General features: G+C 67.4%; 9 protein-coding genes. 7 read left to right on the top strand and 2 right to left on the bottom strand.

All coding sequences use genetic code 11. From position 1 onward, the window contains the following. Positions 1 to 73: 73 nt before the first annotated feature. The 7 genes from CDO87_RS21835 to hflX all read left to right on the top strand — a co-directional run bounded on the left by CDO87_RS21835 (position 74) and on the right by hflX (position 9033). Positions 74 to 2275 carry a PAS domain-containing sensor histidine kinase gene (locus CDO87_RS21835; protein WP_100930735.1) on the top strand — a complete coding sequence of 734 codons (2202 nt, stop codon included), beginning with the start codon at positions 74 to 76 and terminating at the stop codon, positions 2273 to 2275. Continuing rightward, the gene (locus tag CDO87_RS21830; protein ID WP_100930734.1) at positions 2272 to 3690 is read left to right on the top strand and encodes a sigma-54 dependent transcriptional regulator; all 1419 of its coding nucleotides are present in this window, start codon (positions 2272 to 2274) and stop codon (positions 3688 to 3690) included. The genes CDO87_RS21835 and CDO87_RS21830 overlap by 4 nt, the downstream gene beginning before the upstream one ends. Before the next feature lie 31 nt (positions 3691 to 3721). Then, positions 3722 to 4330 carry a hypothetical protein gene (locus tag CDO87_RS21825; protein WP_100930733.1) on the top strand — a complete coding sequence of 203 codons (609 nt, stop codon included), beginning with the start codon at positions 3722 to 3724 and terminating at the stop codon, positions 4328 to 4330. A gap of 125 nt (positions 4331 to 4455) precedes the next feature. Continuing rightward, positions 4456 to 5832 (top strand): Trk system potassium transporter TrkA, encoded by a 1377-nt coding sequence (gene trkA, locus CDO87_RS21820; protein WP_100930732.1) that lies wholly within the window; start codon positions 4456 to 4458, stop codon positions 5830 to 5832. A 57-nt stretch (positions 5833 to 5889) separates the two neighbouring features. Next, complete coding sequence (locus CDO87_RS21815) at positions 5890 to 7398, top strand: TrkH family potassium uptake protein (RefSeq protein ID WP_100930731.1); 1509 nt, start codon at positions 5890 to 5892, stop codon at positions 7396 to 7398. Between the two features lie 127 nt (positions 7399 to 7525). Beyond that, a complete protein-coding gene (gene hfq / locus CDO87_RS21810) occupies positions 7526 to 7762 on the top strand; it encodes an RNA chaperone Hfq (protein ID WP_005860899.1) in 237 nt (78 codons plus the stop codon). Positions 7763 to 7779: 17 nt separating this feature from the next. Next, positions 7780 to 9033: a GTPase HflX gene (gene hflX / locus CDO87_RS21805; RefSeq protein WP_198521785.1), complete on the top strand. Its 1254-nt coding sequence runs from the start codon at positions 7780 to 7782 to the stop codon at positions 9031 to 9033. Between the two features lie 284 nt (positions 9034 to 9317). On the opposite strand, the gene CDO87_RS21800 is transcribed toward hflX, so the two are convergent. Continuing rightward, positions 9318 to 10223 carry an aminoglycoside phosphotransferase family protein gene (locus CDO87_RS21800; RefSeq protein WP_157815077.1) on the bottom strand — a complete coding sequence of 302 codons (906 nt, stop codon included), beginning with the start codon at positions 10221 to 10223 and terminating at the stop codon, positions 9318 to 9320. After that, the gene (locus tag CDO87_RS21795) at positions 10220 to 12688 is read right to left on the bottom strand and encodes a penicillin acylase family protein (protein ID WP_100930728.1); all 2469 of its coding nucleotides are present in this window, start codon (positions 12686 to 12688) and stop codon (positions 10220 to 10222) included. The genes CDO87_RS21800 and CDO87_RS21795 overlap by 4 nt, the downstream gene beginning before the upstream one ends. Positions 12689 to 12770: the final 82 nt, after the last annotated feature.

Here is a 12770-nt window from a genome sequence, read left to right as displayed (position 1 = left end):
ACGTATCACGTTCCGGTCGCCGACATGGGCACTGCTCATTCGGCTGAGGCGGCGTCGCTGGTTTTCGAACCTGATGACCTTCCTGCTTGTGGCGCTTGGGCCGATCCTCGCGTTTTCCACGTTCCTCGTGCTTGGCCCGCTGGACCAGGGCTCGTCGACATCCAGCCTGCGCATGGTGCTGCTGGCCGACCTGGTCTACGTCCTGCTTCTGGCGGCGCTCGTGCTGATGCGGGTCAGCCGGATGGTGTCGGCCCGGCGGGCGCAATCGGCGGGGTCGCGACTGCACCTGAGGTTGACCACCGCCTTCGTGATGATGGCGCTTCTGCCGACGATCACGGTTGCCGTCTTCGCGGTGCTGACCATCAACATCGGCTTGGAGACGTGGTTCTCCACCCGCGTGCAGAACGTGGTGAGCGCGTCGCGCGCCGCGGCCGAAGCCTATGACGAACAAAGCCGCGAGGGCCTCGTGCAGGATGCGGAGGCCTTGGCGGAGTTCCTCGATTCCAGCCGCCGCGCCGCCTTCATGATCGATGACGGGGCGCTGCGGCGGTTGCTGGGGCAGGGGCAGGGGCGCATCCAGCGGGGCCTGCGCGAGGCCTACGTGATCGACGGCGCCGGAGAGATACGGGCGCGGGGCGAACGCTCCTACCTGTTCAATTACGAGGAACCTCGGGTCTCCGACTTCGCGGAGGCGGAGGAAACCGGGGTCGCGATCATCCCGGATTACGACAACAACGAACTGCGCGCGCTGGTGCCGCTTGCCGCCTTCGTGGACCGCTACCTCTACATCAGCCGCGAGGTCGACGGTGCGATCCTGAACCTGCTGGACGAAACGCAGGAGACCGCGCGCTTCTACCAGCAGCAGGAAAGCGAGCGGGGCAGGCGGCTGTTCGACTTCGCCATGCTGTATCTCGGTTTTGCGGTGCTGCTGATCCTCGCCGCGACATGGGCGGGCCTTTGGTTCGCGGAACGGCTGTCGCGCCCGGTGGGGCGTCTGGCGGGGGCGGCGCAGCAGGTCGGCAAGGGCGACCTCGACGTGCAGGTGATCGAGGAGGAGACCGACGACGAGATTTCGATGCTCGGGCGCCTGTTCAACCAGATGACCCGCCAGCTCAAGGCGCAGCGCGAGACATTGCTGGAGAACACGCGCCAGATCGAGCGGCGGCAACGGCTGTTCGACTCCGTGCTGACCTCCGTCACCTCGGGTGTCGTCGGTCTCGATCCGGACGGGACCGTGGCCTTCGTGAACCGCTCGGCCGAACGGTTGCTGGGCTGGCACGAAACCCATCGTGCCGATCCGATCATGGTGGCCGTGCCGGAATTCGGCGAGGTGTTCGACCGCCTGCGCAACGAGGGCCGGGAGGTCGTTCAGCAGGAGGTCAAGGTCATCCGCGAAGGTCGGCTGGAACATCTGCTGGTGCGCCTCTCCACGCGCCGTCGTGCCGACGGCTCGCTCGAAGGGTACGTGGTTGCCTTCGACGACGTGACCGACCTTGTCAGCGCGCAGCGGATGGCGGCCTGGGGCGACGTGGCGCGGCGCATCGCGCACGAGATCAAGAACCCGCTCACCCCGATCCAGCTTTCGGCGGAACGGATCAAGCGCAAGTTCGCCCGCCAGCTGGACGAGGCCGACGCCGAGAAGCTGGAGGAGATGACCGGCGTGATCGTCCGGCAGACCGACGGCCTGCGGCGGATCGTCGACGAATTCTCCAAGTTCGCGCGCATGCCGGAGCCGGAGCGGCGACCGGAGGACCTGGGCGACCTGCTGCGCGGGGCGATCCTGCTGCAGGACAGCGGCCAGCCGAACGTGACCTTCCGCACCGATCTTCCGAGGCAGAAGATGCCGTCGGAACTTGACGCGGGCATGATCGGGCAGGCCTTCACCAACCTGATCAAGAACGCGGGCGAGGCCACGGAAAGCCTGATCCAGAAGGGCGCGCCGGAGGGCTACAGGCCGGAGATCCGCGTCGAGGGCGAGATCGACGGCAACGACGCGGTGATCCGCATCATGGACAACGGCATCGGCCTGCCTGAGGACCGCGCGCGCCTGTTTGAGCCCTACGTCACCACCCGCAACGAGGGCACGGGCCTTGGCCTGCCCATCGTCAAGAAGATCATCGAGGAACATGGCGGCACGCTGCATCTGGAAGATGCACCGCCGTTTTCGGATGGCGCCCACCGTGGCGCGATGGCGGTCGTCCGGCTGCCGCTGAGACCCGCGGCAGAGCAGCCGCAACCGGAATTCAATAACGAAAACATGGAGAAGACGGCATGAGCGACATCCTGATTGTCGACGACGAGCGTGACATCCGCGAGCTGATCGGGGATATCCTCGAGGACGAGGGCTATACAACCCGGCTGGCAGGCAACTCGAACGATGCCATGGCTGAAATCAACTCCGAGCCGCCCGCGCTCCTGATCCTCGACATCTGGCTGAAGGACAGCAAGATGGACGGGATCGACATCCTCAAGACCGTCAAGCGCGACAACCCCGACATCCCGGTCGTGATCATCTCCGGTCACGGCAATATCGAGATCGCCGTGGCGGCGATCAAGCAGGGCGCCTACGACTTCATCGAGAAGCCGTTCAACATCGACCAGTTGCTGGTCGTGATCCGCCGCGCGATGGAGGCGTCCATGCTGCGCCGCGAGAACCAGCAGCTCAAGCGCGGCGAGGTGCGGCAGGCGGAGATGATCGGCGAAAGCGCGTCGTTCCGCACGCTGGTGTCGCAGCTCGAGAAGGTGACGAAGTCGAACGGCCGCGTGATGCTGACCGGCCCCGCGGGGTGCGGCAAGGAAGTGGCCGCGCGCTACATCCACGCCAATTCGAACCGCGCGCAGGCGCCCTTCGTCACGGTGAACTGCGCGGGCGTCGAGCCGGAGATGATGGAGGCCATGCTCTTCGGTCGCGAAAGCGCCAAGCGCGGGATCGAGCCCGGGCTGCTGGAACAGGCACACGGCGGCGTCGTCTATTTCGACGAGGTCGCGGACATGCCTGTCGGAACACAATCCAAGATCCTGCGCGTGCTGGTCGACCAGCAGTTCCAGCGCGTCGGCGGCAACGACAAGGTGCGGGTGGACCTGCGGGTGATCTCCTCGACCAATCGCGACCTGCAAGAGGAAATCGCCATGGGCCGGTTCCGCGAGGAACTGTACCACCGTCTGAACGTGGTGCCGATCGCGGTGCCGTCGCTGGCAGAGCGGCGCGAGGACATCCCGGTGCTGGCGCGGCACTTCATCGAGGGCTGCAACCTGACGCAGGGCTTGCCGCTGCGCGAACTGACCGAGGACGCCATCGCGCTCATGCAGACGATGACCTGGCCGGGCAACGTCCGCCAGCTGAAGAACCTGGTTGAGCGGGTTCTGATCCTCGGCGACGGGCACGGCCCCATCGAGGCGCGCGAGCTACCGCAGGAAAGCGTGCCGGGCGAAGATGGCGAGGGCCGCGTGGTGCTTTCGGGCACGCTGGCGACGCTGCCGCTGCGCGAGGCGCGCGAGGCTTTCGAGCGCGAATACCTGCTGACCCAGATCAACCGTTTCGGCGGGAACATCTCGCGCACGGCGTCGTTTGTCGGTATGGAGCGGTCGGCGCTGCACCGGAAGCTGAAGTCTCTCGGCGTGGTGACCTCGGCCAAGTCCGGCGGGCGTGTGGCGCGCGTGGACGAGGACCGCATGTCGGAAGCGTCCTGAGCGGCGCGCGGAAGAGGCAGACGAGGCAGTGATGAAACGGACTTTGGTGGCGGGCCTGTGCCTGCTGAGCATGGGGCTGGCCGGGTGTGGCATGCCCACGGACCAGCGTGTGCCGGCGGAGGCGATGAACTTTGCCGCGACGCAATCGGCCGAGGCGGCGAAGATCGAGTCGCTCAAGCGGGACATCCTCGCGCTCGGACCGGGCATCGACCCGGCAGAGGCGCAGCGCGTGGCCGAGGTCGCGGTGCGGGAACCGCTGGTCTGGGCAAAGGAATGGGATGTCGTCGATCCCCCGCTGATCCACAACATGAAGGTGAACCACGGGCTGAAGCCGCGCGGGCTGTGCAAGGACTGGGCTGACGACCTGCAGCGCGCCATGTGGCGGCTGGACCTGCAGACCATCGACCTGCACCGTGCCATCGCCAATTCGCGCAACATCTCGCTGGAGCATTCGGTGCTGATCGTCTCGGCTAAGGGCGCGAGTTTCGAGCAGGGCATCGTTCTTGACCCGTGGCGGCAGGGCATGGGCCGGCTGTGGTGGAGCAAGACGCTCGAAGACCCGCGCTACCACTGGGATTCCCGCGAGGAAGTCTTTGCCTGGAAACGAGAATGGCAGGCACGGGTCGCCGAAGGACGGTGATCGCGTTCGCGGCGGTCCGGGCACTGATGGATCGGTGCGGGAACCGGCCGCCGCGCCACACGCCCAAGACGTTGACGAGGTGTCGTGTGCGTGTCATGCCGGTGGAAAACCTGTGAGGTCGGGCCATGAAGGTCATCATCTGTGGGGCGGGCCAGGTCGGTTGGCAGATCGCGCGGCACCTGTCCGGTGAGCGAAACGATGTGACCGTGGTGGACAGCAACCCCGATCTCGTGCGCCGCGCGACGGATTCGCTCGACGTGCAGGGCATCGCCGGTTTCGCCTCCTACCCCGATGTGCTGGACCGTGCCGGTGCACGCGACGCCGACATGGTGATCGCCGCGACCCACTCGGACGAGGTCAACATGGTGACCTGCCAGGTGGCGCATTCGGTCTTTGCCGTGCCGCGCAAGATCGCGCGCCTGCGTGCCGAAAGCTACCTGACCGCCATCTACTCCGATCTTTACCGGCGCGATCACATGCCCATCGACGTGGTGATCTCGCCCGAACGCGAAGTGGCGGAGGCGGCGCTGCAGCGGCTTGCGGCACCGGTCGCCTTCGATACGGAGAAGTTCCTCGATGGTCAGGCCCAGCTCATGGGGCTGTCCATCGACCCGGAGTCGCCGGTCATCAACACGCCGCTGCGGCAGCTGACCGACCTGTTCTCGACCCTGCGGGCGGTCGTGGTCGGAATACGCCGCGAGGGCACGCTGTTCGCACCCGAAAGCGGCGACCAACTTTTCGCCGGGGACAGCGCCTATGTCATGGTGCACGCCGACGACATTGGCCGCGCGCTGGAGATCTTCGGCAAGACCTACCGCAAGCAGGAACGCGTCGTGATCGTCGGCGGCGGAAACGTCGGCCTTGCGGTGGCGCGGCGGCTTGAGAACAAGACCGAACGCATCCGCGCCAAGGTCATTGAGCGTGACCGCAAGCAGGCCGAACGCGCCGCCGAGGAACTGGAACGGACCATCGTCCTGCACGGCGACGGGCTCGACCGGGCGCTGCTGTCCGAGGCCGGGATCGAACGCGCCGACGCCGCGCTCTGCGTGACCGACGACGACAAGGTGAACCTGCTGGCGGCAGTGCGCGCCAAGGCCGCGGGTTGTCCCATGGTGATCGCCCTCATCAACGACCCGACGCTGGTGCCGCTGATGGAGCCGCTCGGCATCGACGCCTACATCAACCCGCGCTCCACCACCGTGTCGTCGATCCTGCGCCATATCCGGCACGGCAAGGTGCGCGCTGTCTACTCCATCGGCGATGCGGAGGCGGAGGTGATCGAGGCGGAAGTTCTCTCGACCTCGCCCATCGCCGGCGCCATGATCCGCGACATCGACTTCCCCGAAGGTGTGCTGGTGGGGGCGGTTCGCAAGGGCGACAAGGTGGTCAAACCCACCGGCGGGCTGCGGATCGAGGACGGCGACCAGATCGTGCTCTTCAGCCTGTCGGGCGACGTGCCGGAGGTCGAACGCCTTCTGCAGGTCTCCATCGACTTCTTCTGAGCCCATGACCGGCCGCGCAGCACATCCGTCCGAACGGCGCCCGGCGGAGACCGGCGCATGACCGTGCTGCTGCGCCTGCCGTTGTTCCTGTTGCTGATGGGGCTGACCTCGGTGTCGATGTTCCTGCCCGCAGCCTACGCGCTGGCGATCGAGGAATTCCACGATTCCCGCAGCTTCTTCTACGCGGCGATCATCGGGCTGGTGCTGACCACGCTGATCGCCGTCGCGATGTCCAACCGCGAGCACAACAAAAGTGCCATGCGTCAGTTGCTTGCGCTGGCCGCGGGGTTCCTTCTGCTGCCGCTGATGATGGCTGTGCCCTTCTACGAGGCGGTGCGCACGACCACATTCGACAGCGCCTACTTCGAGATGGTGTCGAGCTTCACGACCACCGGCGCCACCCTGTTCGACCCGACGCGCCTGTCCGGCCCGGAGCACCTGTGGCGTGCGCAGGTCGGCTGGCTGGGCGGGATGCTGATGTGGGTCGCGGCCTCCGCCATCCTGGCACCGCTGGCACTGGGTGGGTTCGAGGTGACGGCGGCGGGCGAACCGGGGCAGGCGATCCTGCCGGGGGTGGCACGCAGCACGACGTCGAACCCCGGCCACCGTCTGATGCGCAGCGTCGAGGCGCTTGTGCCGCTCTACATCGGGCTGACCATGGCGCTGGCGGTGATGCTGCTGGTGGCGGGCGATCCGCCGCTGGTGGCGCTGACGCATGCCATGTCGGTGATGTCGACCTCGGGCATATCCCCCATCGGCGGCGTCGAGAATGCGCCGAGCGGCATCTGGGGCGAGGCGATCCTGTTCCTGTTCCTCGCCTTCGCCTTGTCGCGGCAGACGTTCTCCTCCGACACGCGGAACGAGCGGGGGTTGTATTACGACGCGGAATTCCGGCTGGGTCTGCTGATCATCGTCGTCGTCCCGCTGGTGCTGTTTGCGCGGCATTGGTCGGCGGCGTTGGAAATCGGCGACGAACAGAACGCGCTGGCAGGGCTCAAGGCGCTGTGGGGCGGGCTGTTCACCGCGGCCAGCTTCCTGACGACAAACGGTTTTCTCAGCTCGGAATGGGCCACGGCGCAGGACTGGTCGGGCCTGTCGACGCCGGGGATCATCCTGATGGGGCTGGCGTTGCTGGGTGGCGGCGTGGCGACGACCGCAGGGGGCGTGAAGCTTCTGCGGGTCTATGCGCTCTACCTCAACGGCCAGCGCGAGATCGAGCGGCTGGTGCACCCGTCCTCCGTCGGCGGGGCCGGGCTTCTGGGGCGGAGGATGCGGCGGGAGGGCGCCTTCATCGCCTGGGTCTTCTTCATGCTCTTCGCTGTCACCTTGTCGCTTTTGACAATGATCCTCGGGCTTTACGGGCTGGACTTCGAGCAGGCCACGGTGCTGACGATTGCCACTCTGGCCAACACCGGCCCGCTGATTGACGTTGCGCCATCGACGGCCATAGACCTCGGCGCCCATGCGTGGCATGCAAAGGTTATCCTGTGCGGTGCGATGGTGCTTGGCCGGCTTGAACTGCTGGCCGTGATCGTGATGCTCAGCCCGGAGAGTTGGCGTGGATGACACAGAGGCACCGCGGGTGCGAAAAACCTTGAAATTGCGTCTGGAAACTCCGGAGGTGGCAACGCATACTCCCGAAGGTGTGGGCGGCCCCGAGGGACGGGCCAAAGGCAAGAACAAAGGCAAACCAATGGCTTCCGACAGACAGAACCTTCAGGACGCATTCCTCAACCACGTTCGCAAGACGAAGGTGCCGGTGACGGTGTTCCTGATCAACGGCGTGAAGTTGCAGGGTGTCATCACCTGGTTCGACAACTTCTGCGTCCTGCTGCGCCGGGACGGGCAGTCGCAGCTTGTGTACAAGCACGCGATCTCCACGATCATGCCGGGTCAGCCGATCAACCTCTACGACGGGGAAGACAACTGAGGGAACATGACCCTCATGTGACCCGCGCCTGGGTTCTGCATCCGAACATCCGTACTCCGGACCGGCGTCGCGATCCCGAAATGGCGCTGGAGGAGGCGGTGTCGCTGGCGCGCGCGCTCCCCGACCTGGAGGTCGTGGGGGAAACAGTCGTGCCCTTGCGCGACCCGCATCCCGGCATGCTGTTCGGTTCGGGAAAGATCAGCGAACTCAAGGAGTTGATCCTCGAAAACGAGGTGGAGCTGGTGCTGGTCGACGGCCCGGTGACGCCCGTGCAGCAGCGTAACCTTGAACGCGAGTGGAAGGTCAAGCTGCTGGACCGGACGGGTCTGATCCTCGAGATCTTCAGCGACCGCGCGGCGACGCGGGAAGGTGTGCTGCAGGTCGAGATGGCGGCGCTGAGCTACCAGCGGACGCGGCTGGTCAGGGCCTGGACCCACCTCGAACGGCAGCGGGGCGGGCTGGGATTCGTCGGCGGTCCGGGCGAGACGCAGATCGAGGCGGACCGGAGGGCCATCGACGAGCAGCTGGTGCGGCTGCGTAGGCAGCTCGACAAGGTGGTCAAAACCCGTGAGCTGCACCGCAAGGCGCGGGCCAAGGTGCCTTATCCGATCGTCGCGCTGGTGGGCTATACGAACGCCGGAAAATCCACCCTTTTCAACCGTTTGACGGGTGCAGAGGTGATGGCGAAGGACATGCTTTTCGCCACGCTCGACCCGACCATGCGGGCGGTGCGCCTGCCCACGGGCGCAGATGTGATCCTGTCGGACACGGTGGGTTTCATCAGCGATCTGCCGACCGAACTGGTGGCGGCCTTCCGGGCCACGCTGGAGGAGGTCCTGGCCGCCGATGTGATCGTGCATGTGCGCGACATCTCCCATCCGGAGACCGAGGCGCAGGCCGAGGACGTGAGGACGATCCTCACCGGGCTGGGCGTCGACGAGGATACGCCGCAGATCGAATTGTGGAACAAGATCGACAGGTTGGAGGGCGACGTTAAAGTCGCGACCGAAGCCCGCGCGGACCGGGACAAGAGCATTTTCGCGGTCTCGGCCGTGACCGGAGAGGGGCTGGACGGTTTCCTCGACGCGGTGACGGAGGCGCTTGGCGAAGAGCGTCGGACGGATGCGCTGACGCTTGGCTTCGACGAGGGGCGCAAGCGGGCGTGGCTGTTCGAGAAGGGGCTGGTCGAGGAAGAGCACCAGACCGACGACGGCTACGAGGTGACCGTGACATGGTCGGCGCGGGACCGGGCGCGTTTCGGTCAGCTCTAGGCGTTAACCCTGCCATGCTTAACGGTGCGCGCGGCGGGGTTAAGACGCCGCGCGGCGGCGATGCAACGGGCAGGTCTTGTGGGACAGCCCCGGCAGCCCCACAACGATTTCCGGTTTTTTCAGCAAGGTTTCCGGCCTGTAAGGGGTGAACCGGCCGTTTCGGGGGTCCGAACCGGCCGGTTGGTAACCTTTTGCCCCCGGGCGTGGGAAAACGTGGTTAACGCGGCAATCGGGCGCGGCGGGGGATGGTGGCCAACCCGGCCCGCGGGGCCGGAACGCCCACCCTACGAAAATGCCGCACCGGCCCCCGGCACTTGCGTGAAGACCGGCTGCCCGGTCTCGAGGTGGCTGCGCGCGGCGGCCAGCCTGGCCGCCTGCCTGCGGGAAGGCGCGGGCGGCGTGTTGGCCCAGACCCAGTGACAGAAGCAGCGTTGCAGGAAGGCATGCACCGGCGGCGCGGTGTGCGTGTCGCCGTAGGCCGCGACCAGCGTGCCGGGGCCGCGCGGGACGGGCAGGGTGGCGAGGTCGAGCGCGAGGGTGAAGAGATCGCGCAGCGGCTCGTCCTCGCGCGTGTTCTCCACGTCGATGCCCCATGTGACGCTGCCGTCGTGCAGGAGGTTCGAGAGCGTCATGTCGCGGTGGGTGACGGCGCGGGTGGCCTTCTGTTTGCGCGCGGCGTCGGCCATGGCCTGCGTCCGGCGGACGGCGTCGGTGAAGGCGGGCAGGTCGGGGATGGTACGGTCGCCCGCCTGCGCCTGCCCGACCAGCCGGTCGAGCCAGTTGACGTGGCCCGTCGGGCGGAAGGGAAAGCGGCGGCGGCTGAGCCCGTGGAAGCGGTCGAGCCAGCGACCGGCAAGCGTGCCGGTGTCGGTGCCCCTGCCGTGCAGCGTGGCGAGGTCGGTCCCGTCGATCCATGGCATCACGAGGGTGGCGTCTTCGGCATACAGCACCGGGGGCACGCGGTGCGGGCCGTCGGCCATCGCCTCTGCCAGAGCCTGTTGCCGGGTGGCCTGCCGCAGCGCGCGGTCGGCGGCCTCGGGGCTGTAGACCTTTATCAGCAATGCGCCTGCGCGGAAGAGCTGCGCCTGTCCCGGCGGGGCGTCCGGGCGGAGCGGCCGGAGGGTGTCACGCAGGCCCATGGCCCTGAGCGCGGCTGCGGCCCCGGGCTCCGCCTCCGCCGGGGAGATCACGGCTTCACGAGCCGGGTGATGCCGGTGGCCGCGGCGCGCGCGAGGTTGATGTCGAGCGACATGGGGATGTATTCGCCGCGCCGCCAGAGCTGCCCAAGGTCGTCGTAGTGGCGCGAGAGCGGGTGGCCTGACTGCCCGGTCGACATGATGAAGACCGAGCTGTCCGGATCGGCGAAGTCGTAGACGCCGCGATACCCCGCCGCGTGCACGTTGGCGAAGGGTTCGGGCCCGGTGCCCGCGGTGCGCCCGCGCTGCAGGGTGAAGTCGCCGCCGGAGGTGTTCTGGCGGATGTTCACGAAGGTCCGCACGAGGGGGATGTCGCCCAGAACCGTGTGGCGGTGGATCGCCACGTGGGCGTCGCCCCAGCGCAGTGCCTCGAGCTGGGTGCCGTATGTCTCGTCGATCCAGATCAGCGCGTCGTCCAGCGCCAGCCGTGCGATGTCGGAGCAGCTTTCGATCTTGGCGGAGCGGATCACGTCGCACCACCACGCCGCGCCGTCGATGTTGCGGAAGACGCGCTCGATGAAGAGCGGCTCCACGTGGGTGTATTCGTCGGCGAGCGGGCCGAGGTTGTCGCGGATCAGCCGTTCCTGCAGCGCGCGCAGCCATGCGGCGTAGATCAGCGGTTCCGGCATGTGTTCGTTCATCTCGCCGTTCCATTCGGCGAGGAGCGCCAGCGCCCGCTGGCGGCGGCGTTCGGGCGTGCCTTCTGGGGCGGCCTCGGTGGTGTACCAGAGATCGCGGCCGATCAGCGGCAGGAGCGTGCGGGCGGCGGGCGACACGGTGTCGAGCTGCGCCTCGATGAAGCTGTCGCGGGTGTGCACCTTGCGGCCCTGCATCAGCGTCTTCCAGCGCTGGATGCGCTGGCTGTCGCCCCAGTCGAAGGAGACGTGGTCGGGGAAGGGCCGGTCGACGGTCTTGTTGTTGGTGTTGCCGACGATGCCGCCGCGCGGGGCGAGGAATTCGGGGTTCTGCGAATAGGGCAGCACGCCCTGCCAGCGATTCGCCGCGATCCAGCCGGGCGAGGGCAGGCGGCCCTGGCTTTGATGATTGGGGTCGCGGCGCGGCATCTGGCCCACCAGCTTCATCGCGACGGTGGTGTCGTCGATCAGGGTGAGGTTCTGCGAGGGGGCGACATAGGCGCGCGAGACCTCGATCGCCTCGGAGACGTCCTGCGCCATCATCAGGCCGACGGCGGCGGAGATCGAGGTGTCCTCGGCCGAGAGCGCGGTCCAGTTGAGCGAGACGACATGCCCCGGCGGCGTGATGGTTTCGAGGTCGTACTGCGAGCCGGGCAGGACGGGGCCGTTCTCGGTGAAGCGCAGGGTGATGGTGATCGGCGCCTCGTCCTTGATGTCGATGATCGACTTGCGGGTGCGGAAGGGCTTGTAGCCCTCGGGGGTCAGCACCTCTTCGGGATTGTCGGGGTTCACCTGCTCGATGTGCAGGTCCTGGTCGTCGAGGTAGGAGGAGGTGAGGCCGAAGGCGATGTGCTCGGACCGGCCGACCATGATCGCGGGGATGCCGGGGATCGAGCCGCCGATGACCCCGCCGGACTGGAGCTGCATCCGGGCGAGATACCAGACCGACGGCGCGGTCAGCCCGAGGTGCGGGTCGTTGGCCAGCAGCGTCCCGCGGGAGGCGGAGCGGTCCGGCGCCGCGGCCCAGGCGTTCGACGCGCCGGCAAGCCCGCGCGGCGGGACGGCGGGCAGGAACGGGTCGGGCGGCGTGGTGGCTGCGGCGTAGCGCGGCAGGTCGCTGTCGGGGAAGAGCGAGGCGTATTCCGGCAGCGCGGCGATCGCCTCGCCGGGTATGTCGGGCAGGATGTCGGAAAGGCGCGTGTCGTCGTCGAGCATCAGGGAGGTGCGGGCGCGCAGCACCTCCTCGCCGATGTGGCCGGTCAGTTGCAGGGCCATCAGCTTGACGATGGCGATGCTGTCGGCGGGCTGCCATGGCGGCAGGTTCGCGTCGAAGAGGAAGAACTCCGGCGCGCCGCGCCCCAGCGCCTCGGCGTTGATCTCGGAGATGCGGGCGTTGACGCCGGCGGCATAGGCCTCGAGCGCGTCGAGGGTGCGCGGGTCCTGGTGCTGCACCGAGGCGACCGAGAGCGCGTAAAGGTCGAGCCGCCGCAGGAGCGTGTCGGTGCGCACGGTCCTCGACCCGAAGATCTCGGACAGGCGGCCCTGCGCGGTGCGCCGCAGCAGCATCATCTGCCAGAGGCGGTCCTGCGCGTGCACGTAGCCCAGCCCGAAGAAGGCGTCGCGGTCCGACAGCGCCATGATGTGCGGCACGGCGTTGTTGTCGCGCACGATCTCGATGTCGGCGGTGATCCCGGCGGTGGGCCGGGTCTTGTCGTATTCGGGCAGGGAGCGCACGGCGAGATGGCGAACCAGCAGGATCCCGACCAGCGCAACGATCAGCAGCGCGGTGGTCAGACGGAGGAGCCAGCGGAACAGTGTGGCCATTTCCTTCTCCTGCCGTTTCGGGTTACGTGGACCGGGACGGGACTTAACTTGACCGGCGGCGCTTGCCAAGGGGCGGCTCCGC

It is taken from the genome of Sagittula sp. P11, assembly GCF_002814095.1.
Lineage (GTDB): Bacteria > Pseudomonadota > Alphaproteobacteria > Rhodobacterales > Rhodobacteraceae > Sagittula.
This window is presented reverse-complemented; position numbering and strand designations above follow the sequence as displayed.